This is a genomic window from Dyella silvatica (assembly GCF_026283955.1).
Taxonomy (GTDB): Bacteria; Pseudomonadota; Gammaproteobacteria; order Xanthomonadales; family Rhodanobacteraceae; genus Dyella_C; species Dyella_C silvatica.
Window position 1 is genome coordinate 1 of the sequence record NZ_JAPDPE010000054.1, and the last position, 25,324, is coordinate 25,324.

Here is a 25,324-nt window from a genome sequence, read left to right on the forward strand (position 1 = left end):
GCATGGTGCGCGCGCACTATATCGCCCATGCCAAACATTTGGCCCGCAAGGCTGCACCGTATCTTGCGGGTGCGGCGCTGTTGCTAGGGTTATTGGCGGTGGTGATATGGCGGCGTCGCAAGACCAGGGCGGTGATGAGCTAAGACGGTAATGGGGTAAACCAGGGAAAGTCCCTGCATTCGGATTCGCGCCCGATGCGCGTCGTGCAACCTTATAAAGCTATGGAATGTGCCATGTTTAAACGCAGCTTGATCGTTACCGTTGTTGTGACCGCACTGGCCGGTGCCGTGGCTTGGGCCTGCGGGCCGGACTTTCCGAGCCAGCTGCTCGATCATCGCGAGGGCACGCTCAAGGCGACCCCACAAAACAGCTTTGCGTTTGAAGCTGGGCAGTTGTTGTCGGCTACCGACAAGCTGCAGCCAGAAGACGGCAGTACGGGTTTGCCCGAGAAGGACGATAAACAAAGCCAGGCAAAAAGGCTGGGTTTGACGGTGGAGCAGGCGGAGCGCGAAGCCGTGTTGCGTGGTGCCGATGCCGGCAGCGATGTTCTCAACGAAGGCAAAGATCTGCCTGAGGATCTGCGCTGGTACATCGCCGGCGCCGTGGATTATCACGCTGGCGCCATGAGCTGCGAGGGTAGCGATGAGTCCGCGGCGAGCGAGGCTGAGCAGCAGGCCTGCGCGCAACCCGATGCCGAGGACTGGGCGCACGCCATCGCCAGCTTTGAGCATGTTTTGGCGCTGCCACCCGAACAGGCCAAGCTGCGCTCCGTGTGGGCGGCTTATACGCTAGGCAGCATCCATGCACAGATGGCCAATGCGCATGCGGGCGATGCGTTAGCCTTCAAGCGTGAACGCGACGCTGCGATGAAATTTTTCCAATTGGCGCGTACGCGTGCCGTCGCCGGTGCATCCGATACACAAGGCCTTGCCGTTGCCAGCTTTGGCGAAGAGGCCCGGCTTTATCTGTATAGCGGTACGCATCAATGCAGCTGGAGCGACCTTTACGGCAACAAAGGTTGTGGCGATGGCATTGCCGCGGCTGATCTCAAGCATGCCATTACCCTTTATGCCGCACAGGCCGGGCATGATTCCGGTAGTGGGGTGTTGTCGCTGGCGACGGTCGCTGGCGATGTATTGCAAAGCCCTGAGCGTACCGCGGCCATTATTGATAGCCCGGTAGCGCAGCGATTGCTGGTGGCTTATGCCTTGGCGCGGATGGATGCAAGCGGTAACGACGCCACCCCGGATGCCTCCGGCAGTTCGGATGCTTCAGGCAAGCAGGCGCACCAGGCCAATCCCAAGCTGCTGGCCCTGGTCAGCGCGATCGAGAAGCAAGGCGTGGATCACGTCGAAGGTGCTGACCGGCTGGCTGCCTTGAGCTATCAGATCGGCCGCTACGACCTGGCCGCCAAGCTGGTCGACAAGGCGCCCAGCCCACTGGCGAGCTGGGTGCGCGCCAAGTTGGCCATACAAAAGGGTGATCTTGCCGCGGCGAGTGCTGCTTATGCGGAGGCGGCCAAGGCCTTTCCGAAAGCCGATGATCCCAAGGCATCGCTCGAAGTCAGCAGCGCTCACTTGGTGACTGCCGAGAGCGGTGTGTTGGCATTGAGCCGTGGTGAATACGTCGAGGCGATGGGGCATCTCTACGACGCGGCGAGTGCGGTGGGCGGCGATGGCAATAGCTTTGACGAAGAGGCTGGCAGTGGCATCGGCTATGGCAACGATGCGGCTTATGTGGCCGAGCGTGTGTTGACCATCGATGAGCTGAAAAGCTTTGTCGATGCGCATGCGCCCGCCTCGCCAGTGCCCGCGCCGGCTTCGGCGAAAAGTAGCGCATCGACCTGGGATGACCATCATTCGCTAGCGGATGACTTGCGCTGGTTGCTTGCCCGCCGCTTGATGCGTGCGGGCCGTTACGACGAGGCGCAGAACTATTTCCCGGCCAGCGGCAACAAGCGTTTCGCCAGTCCGGATCAGCAGTCGGTGATCGATCTACGGGCCAAGGCGCGCGAATATGCCACGGCGGTGCATGACGGCGATCACGCCTGGACCGAGATCGGTCGTGCCGAAGCTCGCTATGCCGCCGCGGTCATCGCCCGCGAGCTGGGCATGGAGTTGCTGGGCTATCAGCAGGGGCCGGATTACTTCGACAATGACGGCAGCTTTCCAGGCGGTTCCGGGCATATAGCCAGCGATTTGAAAGGCAGCTATGTGACCGATGGCGAGCGGCAGCGTTTTGCCGATAGCGGGGCCAAGCCCGACCTGCGTTTTCACTACCGTTACATCGCTGTCGATCGCGCGACCAGCGCCGCCGACTTACTGCCGCCGCGCTCACAGGCTTTTGCTGCGGTGCTTTGCAAGGCTACCGGTTGGATGCAGGATGGTCCTGGTGACGGCTTTTACGATGGCCCTGGCGCCAATGCGGACGGCAGCGCGCCGGCGCAGTATGTCGATGAACGCACTAAGCGCATCAAGACGCTTTATGCGCGTTACGTGAAGCAGGGCGCGTATGTCTCCTGGGCAGAGGATTTCGGGCAGGCCTGCGAAGAGCCCGATTTCGTCGAGGCAAGAAAGCTCAAGCGTGCGCAGCAGATTGCTGTGGCCAAGCATTTCGTGCGCAAGAATAAGTTTGTTGCCCTGGGTGGCGTGGTGGTTGTGCTGGCCTTGGCTGGGGCGTGGCTGGTTCGGCGGCGCAAAAAGCAGGCTGCGCCGTGAACCTGCTGATCGGGTCGCCGTCTAGACGGCCCGCTCTAACATAAGCCTCGGCGCGGGCCTCTCCGTTGGGCCAAGGGTTGCCTCAGGGCGGCCGGCAGCCTTGTCGGGTCCAGGCTTGCACAGTACGATTCCTGCCCCGCGAAAGTTAGAATATGCCCCTGCCGTCAGCGAGCCAGGGCGCGTCACAGCTCGCTTTGGGGGCATTCACTGCAAAGCCCGGCGTTGTTATGAGGTGTGCTGTTGATCGCTGGCAGAGGCGCAGGCGGTGCCGTTGCGCTGCAGCGAGGATGGGCCGATCGAGCGGCTTTGTCGCTACGCGCGCCGCATCGGCGCACACTGTCTTGCCATCCGGTCCACGACGGCAGCCACGGTGCACGAGGCGGGTCGGTGAACTATCCGTAGCAAGAGATCATGGCGTCATGATGGTTTGCGCATTGGCAAGCCGCTTCATTGAGAAGTTCACGTTTTGAAAAAGTCTGATTTCAATTTTGAATTGCCGCCTGAGTTGATTGCGCAGGCGCCTTTGGCTGAGCGTTCGGCCAGCCGCCTGCTGTTTCTCGACGTAGCGACGCAGCGGCGAGAGAATCATCAGTTTCGCGAGTTGCCGGATTTCCTGCGGCCGGGTGATTTGCTGGTCTTCAACGATACCCGCGTGTTGCCGGCGCGTTTGCATGGGCGCAAAGACACCGGTGGTGCGACCGAGATCTTGATCGAGCGGGTTACCGGCGAGCACGAGGCTACCGTGCAACTGGGCGTGAGCAAAAAGCCGAAAGAGGGCGGGCGCATCGAGTTGGCCGATGGCAGCCATGCCACGGTGCTGGGGCGTGACGGTTCGTTCTTCAAACTGCGTTTCGAGTCTCCTGAGCCGCTGGAGCAGCTGCTGCTGAAGCTGGGCGAGATGCCGCTGCCGCCATATATCGAGCGTCATGCCGATGCCAGCGATCTTGAGCGCTATCAAACGATTTATGCGCGTGAGCCCGGTGCCGTCGCCGCACCCACGGCAGGGCTGCATTTTGATGAGTCGCTGCTGGCGAAACTGCGTGAACGCGGCGTGGATTTTGGTTATGTGACCCTGCATGTGGGCGCGGGCACATTCCAACCGATTCGCGCTGACGACATCAAAGATCACCAAATGCACCGCGAGTGGTTAAACGTAGGGGCGAGCCTGGTCGAGAAAATCCAGCGCACGCGTGCTGCGGGAGGGCGGGTTATCGCGGTGGGCACGACGGTGGTGCGTGCCTTGGAAAGCGCCAGCTATGAGGGTGAGCTGCATCCGTTTGCTGGCGAAACGCAGATTTTCATTTTCCCTGGCTATCGCTTCAGCAGCATCGACGGCCTGATCACCAACTTCCATTTGCCGCAATCGACCCTGTTGATGCTGGTGTCAGCCCTGGCCGGCCGCGAGTTCATGCTCGACTCCTACCGCTATGCGGTCGAGCAGCAGTACCGCTTTTTCTCTTACGGGGACGCGATGCTGATTTTGCCCGGCGATGGCTAAAGGGCCGTCGTTTGTCCTGTCGCGATGATCGGCCTGGGCAGGCTCAGGCTTGATCTGGAGCCACTTGCCAGGGCCGTGTGGTCCACCAGCTAAACTACGCCGATGACTTCTCTTCAATTCGATCTTTTCGCCACCGACGGCGCCGCCCGCCGTGGCCGTCTCCATTTTCCCCGTGGCACGGTGGAAACACCGGCCTTCATGCCGGTAGGCACGTATGGTTCGGTCAAGGCGATGACCCCGCGCGATGTGCATGACATCGGCGCCGAAATCATCCTGGGCAATACCTTTCATTTGTTTCTGCGGCCGGGCCTGGAGGTCGTCGAGCAGTTCGGTGGCCTGCATCGTTTCATTGGCTGGCATGGGCCGATTCTTACGGATTCCGGCGGTTTTCAGGTGTTCTCGCTGGCGCACAAGCGCAAGATCACCGAAGAAGGGGTGACTTTCGCCTCGCCGGTGGATGGCTCGAAAGTGTTCTTGTCGCCAGAGGAATCCATGCGCATCCAGACCACTCTGGATTCTGACATCGCGATGATCTTCGACGAATGCACGCCGTACCCGGCGACCGAGAAGGTGGCGGCGACCTCGATGGAGCTGAGCCTGCGCTGGGCCGAGCGTTCGCGGCAAAGCTTCAATGACCGCGGTAATCCCAACGCCCTGTTCGGCATCGTCCAGGGCAGCGTGTATGAAAACCTGCGGCGACGATCGGCCGAGGGCTTGATTCAGATCGGTTTTGACGGCTACGCGGTGGGTGGCCTTGCGGTGGGCGAGCCGGAGGCTGAGCGCAACCACGCGCTGGACTTTACCGTGCCGATGCTGCCCAAGGACAAGCCACGCTATCTGATGGGGGTAGGGCGTCCGGAGGACATTGTCGAGGCGGTGCGCCGCGGCATCGACATGTTCGATTGCGTCATGCCGACCCGTAACGCACGCAACGGTTTTCTGTTCACCGCCGAGGGCACCTTGCGTATCCGCAACGCCAAGTTCTCCATGGATACCCGGGTGATCGAGGAGGGCTGTGACTGTTACGCCTGTGCCAACGGCTTTTCGCGGGCTTACCTGCGTCACCTGGACCGCTGTAACGAGATTCTCGGCAGCCAGCTCGCCACCATGCATAACCTGCGCTACTACCAGCGGCTGATGGCCGGCCTGCGTGAGGCCATTGCGGCAGGGCGGCTGGATGACTTTACGGCGGAGTTCTATGCGCGCCGCCAGGGCGGGCTTGCCGGCTAAGGGTCACGTTTTTGGCGCTTGAGTAGCCCTCCAGGGCTTGGAAAGCGGACCTGTCGCCGCCAAAGCTTGGTGCGGGCTGGCCTTGCGGTGCATGCAGGGCCATGGGGCGCATGGCATAATCCACGATCTTTTTTCAGGCGTTGGGAAGAAATTCCTGCTGGCGCCGTAACTTGCGAGACAAAATGATGAATCTTCCACTCTCCTTTGTAATCGCTCAGGCTGCTCCGGCAGCTGCCGGTGCTCAAACATTTGGCTCGTTGACCAGCCTTCTGCCGCTGATTTTGCTGTTCGTGGTGTTCTACTTCTTGATGATTCGCCCGCAGATGAAGCGGCAGAAGGAGCACCGCAACATGGTGGCGGCCCTGTCCAAGGGCGACGAAGTAGTCACCAACGGCGGTATCGCTGGCCGCGTGGAAGATGTCGGCGAGTCATTCATTACGATCGAGATTGCCCCGAATGTATCGATCAAGCTGCAGAAGGGCGCGGTATCTCAGGTGTTGCCCAAGGGTTCGCTGAAATCGTCTTGATGGTTTGAGAGGCGGCCTTGCGCCGCCTTTCCGCCCTTCGGGATCCACCCCATGACGCTACCGCTGCAGTTTCTACGCTGCGGCTTTGATGGATTTAAGGCATGAGTGATTTTCCACGCTGGAAGTATGTGCTGGTCGCGGTCGTACTAGTGCTCGCCACGTTCTATGCGTTGCCTAATGTGTTCCAGCCGGTGCCTGCCGTGCAAATCATCGCCAACCACAATGGTGTGGTCGATGCCGCGCTACAGCAGAAGGTGGCCGGTGCGCTGAAGCAGCAAAACATCGCCTATACCAATATGGCGATCAATGGCGATCACCTGCTGACCAGCTTCGCCAATGGCGATGCACAGAAGAGCGCCGCGGACGCCATCAAGCTTGCGCTGGGTGACGACTACACGGTCGCGTTCAACCTCGAATCCACCGTGCCTGGCTGGCTACGTGCCGTGGGTGCGCGTTCGATGCCGTTGGGCCTGGACTTGCAGGGTGGTGTGCACTTCTTGATGGAAGTGGACCAGAACGACGTGCTGGACAAGAAAGAGTCTGGTTATGCGGACGATATCCGCAATCTGTTGCGTCAAAAGAACATTCGCTACGACTCGGTAAGCCGTAACGCCACTCGCGGCCAGGGCGTGGCGGTTGTGCTGCGTTCGGCGGATGACCGCGTGGCAGCGGCAAACGCCATTGCGGTCGAATACCCCGACCTCGGGGTGCAAGACGGCCCCAATACCGGCGACCGCTTTGTGCTCAATGCGGTGGTAAAGCCAGAAAAGCTGCGCGAGCTGTCGCTCAATACCATTCGCCAGAACCTTGCTACCTTGCGCAACCGTATCAATGCCTTGGGTGTATCGGAGCCGATCATCCAGCAGCAGGGCGATAGCCGCATCGTGGTAGAGCTGGCCGGCGTGCAAGATACGACCGAGGCGAAGAAGCTGATCGGCGCCACCGCGACGCTGCAATACCGCCCAGGCATTGGTTATGCCGGCGACCCGCAGTCGGTGGATGCCGCTCGTACGGGTAATATTCCGCCAAACGCCAATCTGTACTACATGCGCGACACTCGCCAGCCGGTGCTGGTGGATAAGAAAATCATCGCCACCGGCGACGAGCTGACCGACGCTTCTTCGACCTTCGACCAGCAATCCGGCTCGCCGGCGGTGTCGGTGACGTTGAATTCCAGCGGCGCCAGAAAGATGCAGGATTTCACCAACAGCAATGTCGGCAAGCCGATGGCCGTGGTGTATATCGAGCGCGTGGTCGACACCAAAATCGTCGACGGCAAAGAGGTACGCACGCCGACTATTACTTATTCGGTGATCAATGACGCGCGCATCAGCGGCCCGTTCGGCAAGCAGTTCCAGACCACCGGTCTGCGCAGCCCGAAAGAAGCCTCCGAGCTGGCCTTGCTGCTCAAGGGCGGCGCGCTGGCGGCACCGGTCGACATTATCGAGGAGGGCGTTATCGGCCCCAGCCTAGGTCAGGACAACATCGCCAAGGGCCTCAAGGCGGTATTGATCGGTCTGGGCCTGGTACTGCTGGCGGCGGCGGTGTACTACAAGCTGTTCGGCCTCGTCGCTGACGTGGCGCTGTTTTTCAACCTGGTGGTCTTGGTCGCGATCATGTCGATGATCGGCGTCACCCTGACCATGCCAGGCATCGCCGGTATCGTGCTTACCCTGGGTATGGCGATCGACTCGAATGTGCTGGTTTGCGAGCGTATCCGCGAAGAACTGCGTAACGGCTCGACGCCGCATGCATTGATTCACGGCCATCGCAAGCTCAAGACGCTGTCGGTCTGAAGAGGAACGGAAACACATGGAAATCTTCAACCACAACAGTAATGTCAACTTTCTTGGCATGCGTAAGTTCAGCATCGGCATCGCCGCTCTGTTGATGATTGCCTCGGCCGTGCTGATCGCGACCAAGGGGCTTAACTACGGCTTGGACTTCACCGGCGGTGTGTCCATCGTGATGGACTACCAGCAACCGGTAGCCATTGCCGACGTGCGAGCGGCGCTGGAGAAAGGCGGCATCGAGAACCCGGTGGTGCAAAGCCTGGGCGGCACCAAAGAGGTTTCGATCCGCCTGCAGCCCACCGCTGCCATGCTGGATGAGAAGGGCAAGGTAAGCCTCGACAAGGCTAAGGCCGTCGTCAGTGCGGCCCTGCAGGCGCCGCGCCCTGACGCCACCATGAAGAGCCGTGACTACGTCAGCTCACAGGTGGGCGACGAGCTACGCAGCGATGGCGTGGTGGCGGTGATCGTGGTGATCATCGGCATCATGGGCTATCTGTGGATTCGCTTCGAGCGGCGCTTCGCCATCGCGGCGGTCGTCACCGAGGTTCACGATGCGCTGATCACGGTAGGCATTTTCGCGCTGACCCAGCGCGAGTTCGACTTGACCGTGCTGGCTTCGGTGCTTGCCGTGGTCGGCTACTCGATCAACGACAAGGTCGTGGTGTTCGACCGTATCCGAGAACTGTTCCGCCTGGCCCGCAAGGCCGAGCCGGAGGAGATCCTCAACCGCTCGATCAACAACACCCTGTCGCGAACCATCATCACCTCGACCTTCACGGCCATCACCATGGCCGCGCTGTACTTCTTCGGTGGCCCGGTGGTGCACGGCTTCGCCATCACCATGCTCATCGGCATCCTGGTCGGTACGCTGTCCTCCATCTTCGTCGCCAGCCCGATCCTGTTGTGGCTGGGGGTGTCGAAGAAGGATTTGATGCCGCAAGTTAAGGGGAATCCGGAGCTTGAGCGGCGCCCTTGATTCGTAACTTTGTTCGATATTGCAGTGTAAAACGGCCCGAGTCTCGGGCCGTTTTTTTATGCACGAAAATCGTTGCCGGCGAATTTCTGTGCAGCAGATTGCTGCGGTTTGTCTTTACCTTTTGCCCGATAAGCCAGGTATTAGCTCAAACAGCTGATTTCCAGGCACGATGAAATGCAGTCTTTCTTACACGAAATATTCACATTTCATGTCTTTGGATTCGCAAGAAAATGCGAATCATTCGTGCGAATGCACATTAATTTGTTGTTGACTTGACGTAAAAAATACCATTATGTTTCGCCACGTTCCTGCGACGACGCTGCATTGATTCGGAAAAACATCCGGTCATTGGTGAGTGCGGCAGGGGATGCAAGAGAACGGTTGAAAGGGAGCCTTTCGCGAGTTGGGATGGGTTTCAATCAGTCTTTTGCAGGTCATTTGGCCAATCGGTTCGTTGATCGGTTGCCTTGATTACTTTTGCTCAATTTATGAGCTGATATGGGGAGATACATAATGAGTTTTCGTTCGATGAATCGCGGCTATTTGCTGCGGCAGTCGGCCTTGGCGGTAGCTTTGACCATGGGGATGGCGGGCGGGGCTTTTGGCCAGTCAACCACGGGCGGTATTTTTGGTCAGGCCGAAGCCGGCGAAACCGTCACCGTTAGCAACACCACTGGTTTGACCCGTCAGGTCGCGGTCGATAGCAAGGGCCGTTACAGCGTTGGTAATTTGCCGCTGGGTACTTACACGGTCTCCCTGCAAAAAGGCGGCACCACGGTCGATACGCGTAAGGAAGTAAACCTTACGGTGGGCTCGAACACCGAGGTTTCCTTTGCCAGCGCCGCGAATGCTTCGTCGCTGTCGGCGGTGACTGTGACCGCGAACTCATTGCCGTCGATCGACGTGAGTGGCGTGGACTCGCGCACCGTCATCACCTCACAGCAGCTGGCGCGCCTGCCGTTGGCACGTAGCGCCGAAGCCATCGCCTTGCTCGCGCCTGGTGTGGTTGCCGGTAGCAGCCTGTTTAACGGCCTTGGCCCGTCGGGTGGCAACGTGATTTCGTTCGGCGGTTCGTCGGTGACCGAGAACGCCTACTACATCAATGGCTTCAACACCACCGATCCGCTTAGCGGCTTCGGCGGCATCACCTTGCCTTATGGTGCGATCGACCAGCAGGAAATTCTCAGTGGCGGCTACGGCGCGGCTTACGGTCGTTCTGACGGTGGCGTCATCAGCCAGGTCGGTAAGCGCGGCACTAACGAGTGGCATTTCGGTGGCCAGATTCAGTGGACGCCCGACGATCTGAAGAGCGATCAGAAGAACTATTTCTACGTCAAGAAAGATGGTTCGCAGGGCAAAATCTATCGTTTTAACAACGACAGCAAGTCGTCGACGACGACCTATAACGCCTATGTCGGCGGCCCGTTGATCAAGGACAAGTTGTTCTTCTTCGCAGCGGTGGAAGCCGAGCACGTGGCAGGCAAGAGTGTCGGTCCGGTCGGTGCCCCGCAGGACACCCATACCACGTGGAGCAATCCGAAGTGGTACGGCAAGCTCGATTGGAACATCACCGACAGCAATATCTTTGAGCTGACCACGGCCTCCAATAAATCGTCTTATCGCGGCACGTTGCATAGCTTTGACTACTCCACTCGCAAAGATGGTCCGTTCAGCAGCTACGACACCTCGACCAAGAATGGCGCGGATCTCTACTCGGGCAAGTTCACCAGCTACATTACTGATGATCTGACGGTCAGCGCGCTGTACGGCAAGATGAAGGGCACGTACTACAGCGAGACCCCAGGCTTCGATACAAGCTCGGTGCATTTGTTCCAGCCGGATCAGCAGAACCCGGCAACGAATGGCGGCAGCATCATCACCAACGGCCAGGCCATTTCGACGGTCGGGTTGCCGAGCCACAAGTCGACCAATACCAACCTGCGTCTTGACGTGACCTACAAGCTGGGCTCTCACACGCTCACGGCTGGTATGGACAACCAGGACGTGAAAAATATCGACGGTGGCACCCAGTTCCCGGCCACGGGTCCGGGCTACGCCTGGGAGTACACCAATTTCGGCGATCCGAATGGCTACATCGTCGGTGGTCCAGGTACGGCCCCGGGTACGGCTGATTGGCACAATTTTCCGTGGGTAGGCAACACTGGCGCGACACCGGGTGGCGGCACGGGCTACTACGTTGCCAAGTATCGTTATCACGACAATGCAACGGTGCGCGTTTCACAGCGTGCGCAGTACCTTCAGGACGATTGGCAGATCAACGATCGCTGGTTGGTCAAGCTCGGTCTGCGTAATGACCAGTTCACCAACTACAACGCAGGCGGCGTACCGTACCTGCGCTTGACCAAGCCGCAGTGGGCGCCGCGCATTGGCTTCAGCTGGGACGTGAATGGCGACTCCAGCTTCAAGGTCTACGGCAATGCGGGTCGTTACTATCTCGCCTTGCCCACCAGCGTGGCTTTGCGGGCCGCCGGCTCGTCGCTGTATACCCGTGAGTACTACACCTATACGGGTATCGATGCGAACGGTATCCCCACTGGCCTGAGCCCGATTGCCAACAGCATTGGGCCTGGTGCGCCGTTCTCCGCCAACGGTGAGTATGGCCAGCCGCGCGATCCGAAGTTGAGTGCCGCGCAAGGCCTGAAGTCGGAATACCAGGACGAGTACATCCTTGGTTTCGACAAGAAGCTGGGCGATTCGTGGGTTTACGGTGCCAAGGCAACGTTCCGCAACCTGCGTAACGCGATTGATGATATTTCGGACAAGAGTTCGATCATCAATAAGATGAACAGCATGGGCATCGATCCGAGCACCTTTGATCCGTCGGCGATCCCGGGCAGCATCTTGATCAATCCAGGCAAGAACCAGACCTTTACGATTGCCAAGATTGGTGGTGGTTACTACAGCGTGCCGATGGATTGGAAGAAGGATTTCGGCTTCGACCAGGGCCTGAAGCGCAAGTACTACAGCCTGGACTTGTTCCTGGAGCATCCGTTTGACGGCAAGTGGTACGGCAAGATCGACTACCTGTGGTCGCATAACTTCGGTAACAGCGAAGGCCAGGTAAAGTCCGATACGGGCCAAACCGACGTTTCGGCCACGTCCGACTGGGATTTCGCACCGCTGATGGTCTCGTCCAACGGCGATCTTTCTAACGATCGCAGGCATCAGATCAAGGCCTATGGCTCGTACCAGATCGCGCCGGAGTGGATGGTCTCGGGCAACTTGGCAATCGCGTCCGGTTCGCCGCGTTCCTGCCTTGGCTTGTATGGCCCCAATGGCGTCGACCCGTATGGTTATGGCACCAGCTACCACTTCTGCAATGGTCAGGCAGTTGCCCCTGGCTTTGCGCGCAACCCCTGGACGTACTTGCTTAGCCTGAGCGCTGAGTACCGTCCGGAATGGGCTGACAAGAAGCTTGGTTTCAACGTCATGGTCTATAACGTGTTCAATAGCCAGGAGACCACGCAGACCTACGCGCATTACAACGTCAGCTATCTGCGTCCGTACTCCAGCCAGACCCCGCGTTACATTCGTCTGGGTGTCAACTACGACTTCTAGTAGTTAGTTTTGCGGTAATGCCTCAACGACGAAGGCTCGTAGTCTTCGTACTAGCCGCCAGGGATTTCCCTGGCGGCTTTTTTATTGGGCAAAGGGGCTGGACCCATGGAGGTATCGCTCCCTTGAGTTCATCCCGCCCTAATTACCTCCAGGGAGAGCAGCTGATGCGCGATAGCCCATTCGCTGAAGCGGGATCGCTTCGCTGCCGAAGCAAATCGACAGCGGGGGCAAGGAGATATGCCTCGGGCAGAACATCTTCGACGGCAACTAAAGACGTATAGCAGTCCGAATGCCGTCACGCGACGATGGTTGAAGTGCGGCGGCTACGCGATCTCAAAGCAATGCATGGCCAGCTCAGGTGACTATGCGCCGAGCTGGTGACGGGGAGTCATGCGCGAAAGATGGTCATCCGCAAAGCGGCATAGCTCGATGCGTAAGCATCGGTCCTTGGCCAGGCAAGGAGTGCACCGAGTCTCGATCGCGGATCAAAGCCCTATAGAAGCCCGCTCAAACTGACGATGCGCCTTCACTCACCGTGGTGTGAGTCACCACCGGGGCGGCCCCATCGACGCCATGCAGCGGCACCGTTTGATGATGGGCCAAGGCATGCAGATCCAGCTGATCTACGGGAATTGGTGCGTAGTTTGGCCCAAACGCGACTTCGCCCAGCTTCCAGCCGGCGGGCCGCCTGATAGCGCCCCAGAAGCGTTTGATGGCATTCCAGTGCAGGCCGAGCAGGCCGTGGTTGTTGTCGTCGTCGACCATGGGGTCGCCCACGCCGGTGGGGCGGGGTGGTTCGCCGTAGAGTGCGGTACCGAAGACCACGTCCCAGAGCGAGAACACCTGGCCGAAATTGCAGTTATGCAGTTTCGGCCGCGTCGGGTCGACCAGCATATGGTGCAGGCGGTGGAACTTGGGGTCGACGAATAGCCGCCCGAACACCGGGCCGAAGCCGATGCGCACATTGGCGTGCGAGAAGTTCTGTACCAGTTCGCCCACCAGCATCAGCCAGGCGAACTGCTCGGGCTCCACGCCCATCACGATGCCGACCATCGCCAGCACCATCGATTGCACGAAGCCATCCACGGGGCTGCCGCGGTCGTTGGTCCAGCAGCTCATCTGGCGCGTGCTGTGATGCATGCTGTGCAGCGCCCACCACCAGGGCAGCGCATGCTGCATGCGGTGCATCCAGTAGTAGACGAGGTCGTAAATGAAGTAGTAGACGAAGAACAGCGCGAACGGGTGTTCTTTGAGCGCGGGGAGCCAGTGGGTGATGGCGAGCGGCGAGGCGCTGGCATCGCTGACCCCGGTGTCCACGCCACCGAAATAGTTGGCGATGGGTGTGAGTACCAGGAAGCTGAACAGCGGAAAGATGCCGACCAGCATCATCAAGGTGTACTGGAAATCAACCTTGGTCAGCTTGCGGTCGGCCCACTGTTCGGCCGGGATCAGGCTTTCCAGCGGCCGGAAGATGAAGCCGATGATGCATAGCTGCAAGCTGGCGATCAGCAGCGCGGCGGCGATGTCGGCGGGGTTGCCAGCCAGCTTTTCCAGGTGCAGGAATTGCAGCACCGGCAGCACGCCGTGGCTGCTGAACCAGCTGACCAGGTGAGACCACAGTTCGGACATCGTCGATAACCTTGCACTAAAACCAGGCCGGTCCGCAGGCAGTCAAGTCGGGGGGTGACCCGATGCGCGGACGGCGGAGCGCCTTACAGAACTGAGAAGTTTAGGATAGGCCGGCCTGCGGCGCTATCCAGCCGGCCGGATTTTGCGTCGGGCTACCTTTCGCTCAGCTGCCACGCAGCCGTGTATCGAGTTCGACCAGTTGCTGCGGGGTGCCGATATTGCACCAGTAGCCGTGGTAGCAGTCACCGCTGAGCTGTCCCGCGCGCATCGCCTGTTGGTACAGCGGCAGCAGTTTGAAGCGTCCCGGCGTGCGGCCATCCAGGAAGGCGGGGCGATAGACGCCTATATTGCCGAAGGTGAGGCGTTCGCCCCTGTCGTCCTCGTTCAGGCTCTGTCCGTGCAGGGCAAAGTCGCCGCGCGCATGCCAATCCGGATTGGGCACCATCACCAGATGCGCCAGGCCTGCTGGTTCGAGCGGCAGGGCGGCATAGTCGTAGTCGCTATAGATATCCGAACTGAGTGCGATAAAGGGTTCGGATCCGAGCAGAGGCAGGGCATTTAACATGCCGCCGCCGGTTTCCAGCGGGGTCGGTCCCTCGTAGGCGTAGCGGATGCGCAGGCCCCAGCGCGAGCCGTCGCCCAGTGTGTCGGGAAACTGGTCGGCCAGGTGCGAGGTGTTGATCACCACGTAATGCACACCGATGGCGGCAAGCTTTTCCAGGTGCCATACGATCAGCGGCTTGCCGCCGGCTTCCAGCAACGGCTTGGGTGTGTGTTCGGTGAGCGGGCGCATGCGCTCGCCCAGGCCAGCGGCGAAGATCAGTGCGTGCCTCATGCGGCGGCGACCTGGGTCAGGTCGCGCCCTTCGGCGCGCCGCTCGAGCAGGGTCACGAAGCGGGTCAGTTCGGGATAGCGCCGCGCCACCGAGATGACATAGTGATAGACGCGCGGCACGTCGGCGAGATAGCCGGGTTTGCCGTCGCGATACCAGAGCCGGTAAAACTGGCCTAGCACCTTGATATGGCGTTGCAGACCGATCAGGTCGAACCAGCGCAGAAAGCGTGCGCGGTCTACCGAGGCATCCAGCAGGCCGGTATGGCGCAGGCGTTCGAAGTAACCCACCGCCCAGGCTTCGACGCGCTCTGGCTCCCACGCGATATAGCAATCGCGCAGCAGCGAGGCGAGATCGTAGGCGATGGGGCCAGCCAGCGCGCCCTGAAAGTCGATGATGCCAGGCGTGTGCAAGCGTTCGGCATCGCGTCGATTTTCCGGCGCGGCGACGATCAACAGGTTGCGGCTGTGGAAGTCACGATGCACGAAGCCGCGGGGTTGCTCTAGCGCGCTATGCAGGATGATGCCGAAGGCGTCGTCGAGTACCGCTCGCTCATCCGCATCGAGTGCATGGCCCAGGTGCCGGTCGAGCAGCCATTCGGGCATCACCTCCAGCTCGCGCGTGAGGAAGGCCTGGTCATAAGCTGGCAGCCCTTCGGCGCTCATGCGTGTCTGTATGCGCAGCAGAGCGTCCATCGCATCGCCATAGAGCGTATCGGCGCTGGTGTCGGTCAACTCGCCCAGGTAGAGCCGGTTGCCCAGGTCTTCGATCAACAGAAAACCTTGCTGCAAGTCCTGCGCATGCACTTGCGGCACATGCAGGCCCGCAGCATCCAGCTGCTTGCCGATCTCCACCCAGGGGCGCGGATCTTCTTGCGCCGGTGGTGAGTCCATCACGATCCAGCTCCGATCCTGATGATACGTGCGCCAATAGCTGCGGAAGCTGGCGTCAGCAGAGGCGGGTGCGAGGGTCAGCTGGGTATCGCCGAGGACAGCTCGGGTCCAGCCCAGACGGGAAAGTGCGCGGTCGTCGCTACGGCTCATGGCAGAGGAGTGTGGTATGTGCCGCCCAGCTTAGCGGCAGCCCCGCCGGCTGGCGAGCAGACAGCTGCTTTTGCGTGAGAAGCCGGGAACGAGGGCAGGCGCGGACTAATGGGAAAATCTTAAACAGGCTCTGACACGGGCCGGCAAATGAAATTGTCTAACACGGTGGCCCCCACCTAAAGTGCCTGCCATGTCTACCGTTTCGCCCCTGCTTGCTCGTTTGCGAAACCGCACCCGCGGTCTAGGGGTGCTGTTTGCTCTCGTCCTGATGGGCAAACTGGTATTTGGCAGTCTGTGCTTTGCCGATGGCCTTAGCGGGCCCGACAACGTGGCGCAGGCGCAGGCCACCAGCGTGAGTGATGCCCATGCCGTAATGTCCGTCCAGGCCACGTCGGCCGACGACGGCGATTGCTGGCATGCAAGCACGGGCGGCTGCCATTGCAGCTGTTCACATGACATGCCGCTCACGGACATTGCGGTATCCGATGCATCGTTGAAACAACCGGCGCAGACGTTTGTCACGCTGCCGGCGGTCGTCAGCTTGCCATCGCCGTCTGCCCTACATCGGCCTCCCATAGCCTGACTCCGTCGTCTGCGTGTCAGCGTCGAGCCTCCCTCGACGCGTTTCGATCGGCTATGAGGAGTTTGCTATGCGTTTCCCACGCTGGGCGCCTGCGGGTGTCCTTTGCGCGATGGTGGCCACGGTTGCCGTCGCCGCACCACCCGTCACCAAAGTTGTAGCGCAAGTCGCAGCGCCATCGGCGGCGCCGACCGTCAAGGATGCCGCCATCCGCGACGAACTGGCTGTTGCCGTGCGCGCACTTTGGGCGGCTAATCCCGAAGTACAGTCGGCCCGGGCCGAGCTTGAGGCGGCGCGCGCACGTGCGGTCGCCGCATCCCGGCCCTTGTATAACCCTAGTATCGATGCGGGGATAGAGAATGCCGACGTGCGTCGCCGCACCATCGGCCTGAGCCTGCCGCTGGATTTGTCCGGCAAGCGTGGTGCGCGCACGGCGGTTGGCGCGGCCGATCTGCAGGCGGTCGAGGCGAGCTATGACCGCGCCCGCCGCGACGTCGCCGCACGCTGGTTGAAGGCCTGGCTCGCCAGCGCTCTGGCCAACCAGGAAGAAGCGCTAGGCAAGCGCCGACTGGAACTGATGCAGAGCTTCGATGAGCTGGCCGGCAAGCGCCTGAAGGTCGGCGATGTGAGCAGTCCCGAGCGCGATCTGGCCGCGTTGGCTCTGGGCGAGGCGCAAACCCAGCAAGCCACCTTGCTGGGACGCGTGGCCGCCGCCCGGGCTGCCTTGCAATCGTTGGGCGACACTGGCCTGGACCGGCTGCCGGCCTTTGCCGGCCAGTTACCGCCCGAACTTGAGGGTGCCGATCTTGTCCGCTCCGACACGAAGATCGACGAGCTCCCGGAGTTGCGCGAGGCGCGTTCGCGTACCGATGCCGCCTATGCCGGCGTGAAAGTCGCCGAACGCAATCGCATCCCCGATCCGGTGATCTCGTTGACCGGTGGACGCGTGAATATTGCGCCGAGCGGACCGGGGCCTGGGGGAAGGCTCAACTACAACGTCGTTGGCGTAGGCCTCAGCATTCCCTTGCCGATACGCAATACCTATAGCGCCGAAGTCAATGCGGCGCGCGCCGATGCCGATGCCGCCGCCGCCAACCTGGGTACTCAGCGTCTGTCCGTGCGTGCACGCCTAAGCGAGGCCTTGTCGCGTTACCAGGCCTTGCGCACCGCAGGGCAATCGTTTCGCGCCAGCCGCGCCAGCGCCTTCGACGAACGCACCCGCCTGCTGGAGCGGCTGTGGAATGCAGGCGAGATCACCACCTCCGATTACCTGATCCAGCTCAAGCAGAGCCTGGATACCGCGCTGTCCGGCCTGCAACTGCAGAGCGAAACCTGGCAGGCCTTTATCGACTACCAAGTGGCTGCCGACCGGCTAACCGCCTGGGTGGCCAGCGACGCCGTACACGGCAACGACAAGGAATACGCACAATGAAACAGGCACACCGGCTCTTTCTTGCCATTTCCCTGGCTTTGGTCCTTCCTCTCGCGCCGTCGGCATTTGCTGCCGAGAAGCAGGCTCCCGCGCCTGCGCCGGCCGAGAGCAATCCGCTGCAACTCGATGCGCAGGCGATCCGCACTGCCGGTATCCAGGCCGCGCCAGCCGTCCGCCGCAACCTGCGGCAGGAGCTGAAAGCTCCGGGCGAAGTACAGGCTGATGCCTACGCTACCGTGCTGGTCTCGCCGCGCATGCCGGCCCAGGTGGTGAAGCGGCGCGCGCGACTAGGCGACAAGGTGAAGACGGGGCAACCGCTGGTCACCCTGTCCAGCGTGGACGTCGCCGATGTGCAGGGCGCGCTGATCGTCAGCGATCAGGAGTGGCGGCGGGTCAGTTCGCTGGGGCCGCAGGCGGTATCGGCACGGCGCTATATGGAAGTGAAGGTGCAACGCGACCAGGCACGCGCCAAGTTGCGCGCCTTCGGTCTCAGCGAAGGGCAGATCAACGCCATGCTGCGCGCCGGTTCGGCCCGTGCCGACGGTACCTTCGAGCTGTTGTCGCCGGCCGCCGGCCGCATCACCAGCGACAGCTTCACCGTGGGCCAATGGATCGAGCCTGGACGCACGTTGTTCACCCTGGTCAACGAGGATACGGTATGGGTGCAGGCGCAGCTTGCATCGTCCGATGCCGCCAGCGTGAAGCTGGGTGATGATGCCCGCGTGGTAACGCATGGGCAGACCATTCCCGGCAAAGTGGTGCAATTGCCACATCAGGCCAATGAGCAGACCCGCACCGTGCCGGTGCGTATCCAGGTGAGCAATAGCAACGACCTGCTGCACAACGGCGAGTTCGTCGACACCTATCTGGCCACCGCCGGCAGTCGCGAGGCGCTGGCCGTGCCCACTGCGGCGGTAGTGCTGCTGCAAAACCAGAGCACGGTGTTTGTCGACAAGGGCAAAGGCTTGTATGAGCCGGTGCCGGTGGTGACCGGCGAAACCCAGGGCGATGTCACTGTGATTACCGATGGCCTGAAAGTAGGCGAGCCGGTGGTGGTGAAGGGCGCCTTCGCCTTGAAGGCGCGTCTGCTGAAATCGCAGATCGGCGGGGGAGATTGACGATGCTTAACCGCCTGGTAGAGGTTTCGCTTAAATACAAAGTGCTGGTCATCATCATCTTCGTGGTGGTCGGCTTTCTCGGCTGGAAAGCCGTCACCAGCTTGCCCATTGACGCGTTTCCAGACGTCACCCCGGTGCAGGTCAATGTGTACACGGAAAGCCCCGGTTTGGCCGCCGAGGACGTCGAACAGTTACTGACCTTCCCGGTCGAATCCGGCCTGGCTGGCTTGCCCAAGGTGCAGCAGATTCGTTCGGTCAGCCTATTCGGGCTGTCCTATGTCTCGGTGTATTTCGAAGACAGCATGGACATCTATTTCGCGCGCCAGCTGGTCAACGAGCGCCTGCAGCAGATTGCCAACAATCTGCCGCAGGGCTATGGCAAGCCGGAGATCGGCCCGAACACTTCGGGCCTGGGCCAGGTGTTCTGGTACACCATCGAACGCGCCGACCAGAAGCTGAAGGACGTCAAGGACAAGCAGTTGGCTGAGGCGACCGCGGGCAAGCCCGCGCCGCCCTCCGATATGGACCTGCGTACCTTGCAGGACTGGTCGGTGCGGCTGATCCTGCGCACGGCGCAAGGCGTGGACGACGTAAGCTCCTGGGGTGGCGAGGAGAAGCAATTCCAGGTGCGCATCGACCCGCTGAAGCTGATTTCGCAGGGGCTGACCTTCAAGCAGGTGATCGACGCGTTGCAGGCCAATAACACCCAGGTCGGCGGCAGCTATGTCGACGTGGGGCGCGAGCAGTATCTGGTGCGTGGCCTGGGCCTGGTCAAAAACGCCAAGGACATTGGCGGCATCATGCTCAAGAGCGACAACGGCACGCCGGTCTACGTGCGCGATGTCGCCAGCATCGTCGAAGGGGCCGCGCCGCGTTTCGGTGCGATCACCCGCGACGGCAAGGAAGTGGTGATGGGCCAGGCGCTGGCGCGTATTGGCGAGAACGCCAAGAACGTGGTGGACTCGGTCAATACCAAGCTCGATACAGTGAAGAAGGCGCTACCGGCCGGTGTTGAAATCAAGACCGTTTACGAGCGCACCGAACTGGTCAACAAGGCGGTAGAGACCGCCGTGCGTGCGCTGGTCGAGGGTTCGCTGCTGGTCGCGGTGGTGTTGTTCCTGTTTCTCGGCGAGTTGCGTTCGGCGCTAGTGGTGATCGTGGCCTTGCCGCTAGCCATGCTGATCGCCTTTATTTGCATGGGCCAGGTGGGGCTATCGGCCAACCTGATGTCGCTGGCCGGTTTGGCCATCGGTATCGGCATGATGATCGACGGCGCGGTGGTGATGGTGGAGAACGCTTTCCGCATCATGGCCGAGGAGCTTGCCCACGGCGGCAAGGTGAATCGTACGGCGGCGGTGTTGACGGCTGCACGCGAGGTGGCCAATCCGGTGGCCTTTGCGATCCTGATCATCGTCACCGTGTTCCTGCCGCTGTTCAGTCTGGAAGGGCTGGAAGGCAAGATGTTCAAGCCGATGGCTTTCAACATCAGCTTCGCGATGGCCGGCTCGCTGCTGCTGGCGCTGACCCTGATCCCGGTGCTGGCCTCGCTGGTGCTCAAGCCCAAGCCGGAAAAAGACACCTGGCTGGTGGCCGGCATCAAGCGGGTCTATACGCCGACCCTCAACTGGACCCTGGGCCACCGCAAACTGGTGCTCGCCAGCGCGGTGCTGGCCCTGGTCGGCAGCCTGGCGCTGTTCCCGTTCCTGGGTAAGGAGTTCATGCCGACCCTGCGCGAAGGCGCCATCATGTGGCGCGTCACCTCGATCCCGTCGGCCTCGCTGGACGAGTCGATCGACGTCTCCAAGCGCATCGCGGATTTGTTCCAGAAGAAATTCCCCGAGGTGGAAACCACCCTGGCGATGATTGGTCGCGCGGAGAAGGGCGAAACCGCCGATGTGAACTACATGGAGATCTACACGCCGCTCAAACCCAAGGATCAGTGGCGCAAAGGCGTGACCCTGGAAAGCATGGAAAAGGACATGCAGGAGTCACTGGAGCAGCAACTGCCGACCGCGGTGGTCAGCTTCACCCAGCCGATCCAAAGCCGTATCGAGGAGCTGATTTCTGGTGTGCGTGCCACCCTGGCCTTGAAGCTGTATGGCCCCGATCTGGCAACGCTGGATCGGCTCAGCGGGCAGATCAAGGACACGCTGAGCAAGGTGCAGGGTGTGGCCGATCTGCAATTGGAGGCGAACAAGGGCAAGCCGCAGATCAAGATCAGCGTCGATCGTGATGCACTGGCCCGTTATGGGTTGAACGCCGACGACGTGCTCACCGTGGTCAAGAACGGCATCGGTGGCGAACCAGTGAGTACCCTGCTCGATGGCATCAAGCGCTTCGCCATCACCGTGCGCGTGGACGACAACTCCAAGGCATCGCCCGAGGCGATTCGGCAGATTCCGTTGCGCACCGCCAGCGGCAGCATCGTGCCGCTGACCAAGGTGGCCACGGTGGATATGGCGGAAGGCTATTCGTTTGTCCGTCGCGAGCAGTTGCAGCGCTATGCGGTGATCCAGATGGATGTCCGCGGCCGCGATGTGAACGGCTTCGTGATGGATGGCAATGCGGCGATCGAAAAACAGGTGAAGCTGCCGCCGGGCTATTGGCTGGAGTGGGGCGGTGCGTTCGAGAACCAGCAGCGCGCCCTAGGCAAGTTGGCGGTGATCGTGCCTGCGACGATCTTCTTCATCTTTGTACTGCTGTATACCGCCTTCAACTCGGCGAAGTACGCCGCGCTGATTCTTGCCAACGTGCCGTTCGCCACCATCGGTGGCCTGGTCGCGCTGGCGATTACCGGGCAATACCTGTCGGTGCCCTCGGCGATCGGCTTTATCGCGGTGTTCGGCGTGGCCATGCTCAACGGCATCGTGCTGGTGAGCTTTCTCAATGAGTTGCGCGGCAAGGGCCACAGCGTACGCGAGGCGGTGGTGCAGGGTACGGCGTTGCGCCTGCGACCGGTGCTGATGACCGCCAGCGTGGCCATCCTTGGCCTAGTGCCCATGCTGCTTTCCAGTGGCGTTGGCGCAGAGACCCAGCGGCCGCTGGCCACGGTGGTGGTGGGAGGCCTGCTCACTTCCACCTTGTTGACCCTGGTGCTGCTGCCGATGTTGTACGACTGGATCGAAGAGCGCGCACAGCGGCGCATGGCCGCCGATGACAACGATGGAGCTTCGTCATGAAAGAGATCAAGGCATTCGTGCACCGCACCCGTGTAGCCGACATTGTTAAAGCGCTGCGCGAGGAGGGCTATCGCAATATCAGTGTGGTCGATGTACGCGGCTTGCTGAGTTCGCTCGATAGCGGTGAGGATAATTACTCGGTCGAGCTAGGCGATAAAGTCACCTCGGAAATAAAGCTCGAAGTGGTCTGCGAGGATTCCGAGGCCATGGCTGCGGTGGATCTGATCTGTACCCAAGGTGCTGCCGGGCTGGCGCTCAGCGGCTGGGTCTATATGGTCGAGGTCGAGCGTTCCTGGCCGATTGGTCGTAATTTCTAGCCCTACGGGTGGCGGACGGCTGGCCGTCCGCCACCGCAGAGACCTGATGAGCCATTCGCACAATCGTGGCGCCGAGGGTCAGCGCGAACATATTTTGTGAATCGCCTTGGGCTTGACCCGCAGCCTTTATGCTGGCCGAGGTGATCGGCGGTATCGTCAGCAGCCGGCAGCCTGCCCTGATCTAGGGCAGGCGCATATCGCTACCGATGCTGCGGGGCAAGCACTTGCTGCGCTAATGCCTCGGCTACTTTGATGCCGTCGACGCCGGCCGAAAGAATGCCGCCAGCGTAGCCGGCGCCTTCGCCGGCGGGGAAGAGGCCACGCACGTTGAGGCTTTGGCAGTCGTTGCCGCGGGTGATGCGAAGTGGTGACGAAGTGCGGGTTTCCACGCCGGTCAGTACGGCGTCGTGCATGGCGAAGCCTTTGATCTGTTTGTCGAAGGCGGGGAGTGCTTCGCGGATAGCGGCGATGGCGTAGTCGGGCAGGCTGGGGGAGAGATCGCCTAGCTTGAGGCCGGGTTTGTAGGATGGTTCGATGGCGCCGAGCCGGGTCGAGGGTTTGCCGGCGATGAAGTCGCCGACTAACTGGCCGGGTGCTTCGTAATTGCCGCCACCCAGTTCGAAGGCTTTGGATTCCAGTGCGCGCTGGAAGGCGATGCCGGCCAAGGGGCCGCCGGGGTAGTCGGTGGGTGTAATGCCGACGACGATGCCTGCATTGGCATTGCGCTCATTACGTGAGTACTGGCTCATGCCGTTGGTGACGACGCGGTTTTCTTCCGAGGTGGCTGCCACTACCGTACCGCCCGGACACATGCAGAAGCTGTAAACCGCGCGGCCATTGCTGGCGTGGTGGACTAGCTTGTAGTCGGCCGCACCGAGCAGGGGATGGCCCGCATATTTGCCCAGCCGCGCCTGATCGATCAGCGATTGCGGATGCTCGATACGGAAGCCGATCGAGAAAGGCTTGGCTTCGACGAAAACGCCGCGTTCGTAAAGCATCTCGAAGGTGTCGCGCGCGCTGTGGCCCACGGCCAGCACGATGTGATCGCTGCGCAGTTCGTCGCCATTGGCAAGCCGCACGCCGCGAACTTGTTTTTGGTTGTCGGCGGCGTCTTCAAGCAAGAGGTCGGTGACGCGTTGCTGAAAACGTATTTCGCCGCCCAGTGACTCGATCTCGGCGCGCATGTTTTCCACCATCGTCACCAGGCGGAAGGTGCCGATATGCGGTTTGCTGACATAAAGAATTTCTTCGGGCGCACCGGCTTTGACGAACTCGGCCAGCACTTTGCGGCCGAGGTGTTTGGGGTCTTTGATCTGGCTGTAAAGCTTTCCGTCGGAAAAGGTGCCCGCACCGCCTTCGCCGAATTGCACATTCGATTCCGGGTTGAGAATGTTTTTGCGCCACAGGCCCCAGGTGTCCTTGGTGCGTTCACGCACTTCTTTGCCGCGCTCCAGCACGATGGGCTTGAAGCCCATTTGCGCGAGGATCAGCGCGGCGAAAATGCCGCAGGGGCCAAAGCCGATCACGATAGGCCGGTGGGCGAGGTTGGCGGGTGCCTGGCCGACAAAGTGATAGCTGGTATCCGGCGTGACCATCACATGGTGATCGTCGGCGAATTTTTTCAGCAATGCGGCTTCGTTCTTGACCTCGAGATCGAGGGTGTAGATGAGCAGCATCAGCTTGCTCTTGCGGGCATCGTAGCTGCGTTTGAACACCGTATGCGAGAGCAGGTCGCTGGCCGGAATACGCAATTTATGCAGCGCAGCGGCGGCGAGATCCTCCGGGGTGTGATCCAGTGGCAGGCGCAGTTCGGTGATTCGCAACATGGGGTTCCAGTCTTTCTTTCCAGAAAAGCAAAGTCGCCAATGACGGCGACTTTGCTTGGATGTAGTACGCGTATTGTAGAGCGGGCTGCCGCGGACTTACGAAAGGTTGTAGGCCTTTTCCTCATGCAGGGCCAGATCCAGGCCAATTTGCTCCTGTTCTTCGTCTACCCGCAGGCCGATGGTCCAGTCCAGCAGTTTGAGAATGATCAGGCTCAACACCGCGCTCCAGACGATGGTGAAGCCCACCCCCTTGGTCTGGATCCACAGCTGTGCGCCCAGCGAGGTGACGTTGCCAAAGCCGCCCAGCTTGGCCGAGGCCAGCGGGCCGGTGATCAGGCCGCCGATGATGCCGGCCACGGCGTGCACGCCGAAGACATCCAGCGAGTCGTCATAGCCGAACTTGTGCTTGAGCTTGGTTGCGCTGAAAAAACATACGATGCCGGCGAGCAGCCCAAGCACCAGGGCACCGCCCGGCCCGGCGGTACCCGCGGCCGGCGTCACTGCGACCAGGCCGGCGACGGCGCCAGAGACGATGCCAAGGACGCTGGGGCGGCCATGCACCAGCCATTCGGCGGCCATCCAGCCGATGGCGGCGGCAGCGGTGGCGATCTGGGTGACCAGCATCGCCATGCCGGCACTGCCATTGGCGGCAGCTGCCGAGCCGGCGTTGAAGCCGAACCAGCCCAGCCATAACAGGCTTGCGCCGATGACGGTGTAGCCGAGATTGTGTGGTGGCATCGGTTGCGTGGGGTAGCCGCGCCGCTTGCCGATCACCAGGCAGGCGACCAGGCCAGCGATACCCGCATTGATATGCACGACGGTACCGCCGGCAAAATCCAGCACGCCCAGGTCGCCAAGCAGCGAGCCGGGGCCGCCCCAGACCATATGCGCCATCGGCAAATAGACGATGGTCAGCCACAGGCCGCTGAACCAGAGCAGGGCGCTGAACTTCATGCCCGGCGAGAAATGCGCGATCGAGCCCACCGATGATGGCGTGCATATTAAACGCGCCAGCCTTCATGCCCTCGGTGCTGAAGGCGAGCGAGTA

At 61.0% G+C, this 25,324-nt stretch carries 17 protein-coding genes; 11 read left to right on the forward strand and 6 right to left on the reverse strand.

The features are described from left to right. The first annotated feature begins 233 nt into the window (after positions 1–233). The 7 genes from OUZ52_RS12015 (at position 234) to OUZ52_RS12045 (ending at position 12,320) form a co-directional block, all read left to right on the forward strand. The gene (locus OUZ52_RS12015; protein ID WP_266158639.1) at positions 234–2,717 is read left to right on the forward strand and encodes a hypothetical protein; all 2,484 of its coding nucleotides are present in this window, start codon (positions 234–236) and stop codon (positions 2,715–2,717) included. A 466-nt stretch (positions 2,718–3,183) separates the two neighbouring features. After that, positions 3,184–4,215, forward strand: coding sequence for a tRNA preQ1(34) S-adenosylmethionine ribosyltransferase-isomerase QueA (gene queA / locus OUZ52_RS12020; protein WP_266158640.1), 1,032 nt, complete (start codon positions 3,184–3,186; stop codon positions 4,213–4,215). A 102-nt stretch (positions 4,216–4,317) separates the two neighbouring features. Continuing rightward, positions 4,318–5,445 (forward strand): tRNA guanosine(34) transglycosylase Tgt, encoded by a 1,128-nt coding sequence (gene tgt / locus OUZ52_RS12025; RefSeq protein WP_266158641.1) that lies wholly within the window; start codon positions 4,318–4,320, stop codon positions 5,443–5,445. Between the two features lie 185 nt (positions 5,446–5,630). After that, complete coding sequence (gene yajC, locus OUZ52_RS12030; RefSeq protein ID WP_266158642.1) at positions 5,631–5,972, forward strand: preprotein translocase subunit YajC; 342 nt, start codon at positions 5,631–5,633, stop codon at positions 5,970–5,972. Positions 5,973–6,073: 101 nt separating this feature from the next. Further along, positions 6,074–7,768 (forward strand): protein translocase subunit SecD, encoded by a 1,695-nt coding sequence (gene secD, locus OUZ52_RS12035; RefSeq protein WP_266158643.1) that lies wholly within the window; start codon positions 6,074–6,076, stop codon positions 7,766–7,768. A gap of 16 nt (positions 7,769–7,784) precedes the next feature. Beyond that, the gene (secF, locus tag OUZ52_RS12040) at positions 7,785–8,741 is read left to right on the forward strand and encodes a protein translocase subunit SecF (RefSeq protein ID WP_266158644.1); all 957 of its coding nucleotides are present in this window, start codon (positions 7,785–7,787) and stop codon (positions 8,739–8,741) included. A 513-nt stretch (positions 8,742–9,254) separates the two neighbouring features. Next, positions 9,255–12,320 carry a TonB-dependent receptor gene (locus tag OUZ52_RS12045; RefSeq protein WP_266158645.1) on the forward strand — a complete coding sequence of 1,022 codons (3,066 nt, stop codon included), beginning with the start codon at positions 9,255–9,257 and terminating at the stop codon, positions 12,318–12,320. A 507-nt stretch (positions 12,321–12,827) separates the two neighbouring features. On the opposite strand, the gene OUZ52_RS12050 is transcribed toward OUZ52_RS12045, so the two are convergent. The 4 genes from OUZ52_RS12050 to OUZ52_RS12065 form a co-directional block, all read right to left on the reverse strand. Next, positions 12,828–13,949, reverse strand: a complete 1,122-nt coding sequence (locus OUZ52_RS12050; RefSeq protein ID WP_266158646.1) for a sterol desaturase family protein — start codon at positions 13,947–13,949, stop codon at positions 12,828–12,830. A gap of 163 nt (positions 13,950–14,112) precedes the next feature. Next, positions 14,113–14,784 (reverse strand): N-acetylmuramate alpha-1-phosphate uridylyltransferase MurU, encoded by a 672-nt coding sequence (gene murU, locus OUZ52_RS12055; RefSeq protein WP_266158647.1) that lies wholly within the window; start codon positions 14,782–14,784, stop codon positions 14,113–14,115. Then, positions 14,781–15,824 (reverse strand): aminoglycoside phosphotransferase family protein, encoded by a 1,044-nt coding sequence (locus OUZ52_RS12060; RefSeq protein ID WP_266158648.1) that lies wholly within the window; start codon positions 15,822–15,824, stop codon positions 14,781–14,783. The genes murU and OUZ52_RS12060 overlap by 4 nt, the downstream gene beginning before the upstream one ends. A gap of 241 nt (positions 15,825–16,065) precedes the next feature. Beyond that, on the reverse strand, positions 16,066–16,242 hold the full coding sequence (locus OUZ52_RS12065; protein WP_266158649.1) for a hypothetical protein: 177 nt from the start codon (positions 16,240–16,242) through the stop codon (positions 16,066–16,068). Between the two features lie 232 nt (positions 16,243–16,474). Here OUZ52_RS12065 and OUZ52_RS12070 point away from each other — a divergent pair, with 232 nt between their 5' ends. Genes OUZ52_RS12070 through OUZ52_RS12085 form a run of 4 tightly spaced genes read left to right on the forward strand, consistent with a single transcriptional unit; the run spans position 16,475 to position 22,450 of the window. After that, positions 16,475–17,836, forward strand: coding sequence for a TolC family protein (locus OUZ52_RS12070; RefSeq protein WP_266158650.1), 1,362 nt, complete (start codon positions 16,475–16,477; stop codon positions 17,834–17,836). Further along, on the forward strand, positions 17,833–18,954 hold the full coding sequence (locus tag OUZ52_RS12075) for an efflux RND transporter periplasmic adaptor subunit (protein WP_266158651.1): 1,122 nt from the start codon (positions 17,833–17,835) through the stop codon (positions 18,952–18,954). The genes OUZ52_RS12070 and OUZ52_RS12075 overlap by 4 nt, the downstream gene beginning before the upstream one ends. A 2-nt stretch (positions 18,955–18,956) precedes the next feature. Further along, the gene (locus tag OUZ52_RS12080) at positions 18,957–22,133 is read left to right on the forward strand and encodes an efflux RND transporter permease subunit (RefSeq protein WP_266158652.1); all 3,177 of its coding nucleotides are present in this window, start codon (positions 18,957–18,959) and stop codon (positions 22,131–22,133) included. Then, positions 22,130–22,450: a P-II family nitrogen regulator gene (locus OUZ52_RS12085; RefSeq protein WP_266158653.1), complete on the forward strand. Its 321-nt coding sequence runs from the start codon at positions 22,130–22,132 to the stop codon at positions 22,448–22,450. Before OUZ52_RS12080 ends, OUZ52_RS12085 begins: the two co-directional genes overlap by 4 nt. Positions 22,451–22,650: 200 nt before the next feature. Here the strand turns inward: OUZ52_RS12085 and OUZ52_RS12090 are convergent, their stop codons facing one another. Next, a complete protein-coding gene (locus OUZ52_RS12090; RefSeq protein WP_266158654.1) occupies positions 22,651–24,276 on the reverse strand; it encodes an NAD(P)/FAD-dependent oxidoreductase in 1,626 nt (541 codons plus the stop codon). Between the two features lie 96 nt (positions 24,277–24,372). Beyond that, positions 24,373–25,230: an ammonium transporter gene (locus tag OUZ52_RS12095; protein ID WP_266158655.1), complete on the reverse strand. Its 858-nt coding sequence runs from the start codon at positions 25,228–25,230 to the stop codon at positions 24,373–24,375. Positions 25,231–25,324: the final 94 nt, after the last annotated feature.

Coding starts and splice junctions, on each gene's coding strand:
- OUZ52_RS12080 (WP_266158652.1), top strand. CDS start 18,957: ATGCTTAACCGCCTGGTAGAGGTTTCGCTTAAATACAAAGTGCTGGTC.
- yajC (WP_266158642.1), top strand. CDS start 5,631: ATGAATCTTCCACTCTCCTTTGTAATCGCTCAGGCTGCTCCGGCAGCT.
- OUZ52_RS12015 (WP_266158639.1), top strand. CDS start 234: ATGTTTAAACGCAGCTTGATCGTTACCGTTGTTGTGACCGCACTGGCC.
- OUZ52_RS12095 (WP_266158655.1), bottom strand. CDS start 25,230: ATGAAGTTCAGCGCCCTGCTCTGGTTCAGCGGCCTGTGGCTGACCATC.
- OUZ52_RS12065 (WP_266158649.1), bottom strand. CDS start 16,242: ATGCCAGCAATCGCCGTCGTCGGCCGACGTGGCCTGGACGGACATTAC.
- secF (WP_266158644.1), top strand. CDS start 7,785: ATGGAAATCTTCAACCACAACAGTAATGTCAACTTTCTTGGCATGCGT.
- OUZ52_RS12075 (WP_266158651.1), top strand. CDS start 17,833: ATGAAACAGGCACACCGGCTCTTTCTTGCCATTTCCCTGGCTTTGGTC.
- murU (WP_266158647.1), bottom strand. CDS start 14,784: ATGAGGCACGCACTGATCTTCGCCGCTGGCCTGGGCGAGCGCATGCGC.
- OUZ52_RS12090 (WP_266158654.1), bottom strand. CDS start 24,276: ATGTTGCGAATCACCGAACTGCGCCTGCCACTGGATCACACCCCGGAG.
- OUZ52_RS12045 (WP_266158645.1), top strand. CDS start 9,255: ATGAGTTTTCGTTCGATGAATCGCGGCTATTTGCTGCGGCAGTCGGCC.
- OUZ52_RS12085 (WP_266158653.1), top strand. CDS start 22,130: ATGAAAGAGATCAAGGCATTCGTGCACCGCACCCGTGTAGCCGACATT.
- OUZ52_RS12070 (WP_266158650.1), top strand. CDS start 16,475: ATGCGTTTCCCACGCTGGGCGCCTGCGGGTGTCCTTTGCGCGATGGTG.
- OUZ52_RS12050 (WP_266158646.1), bottom strand. CDS start 13,949: ATGTCCGAACTGTGGTCTCACCTGGTCAGCTGGTTCAGCAGCCACGGC.
- OUZ52_RS12060 (WP_266158648.1), bottom strand. CDS start 15,824: ATGAGCCGTAGCGACGACCGCGCACTTTCCCGTCTGGGCTGGACCCGA.
- tgt (WP_266158641.1), top strand. CDS start 4,318: ATGACTTCTCTTCAATTCGATCTTTTCGCCACCGACGGCGCCGCCCGC.
- secD (WP_266158643.1), top strand. CDS start 6,074: ATGAGTGATTTTCCACGCTGGAAGTATGTGCTGGTCGCGGTCGTACTA.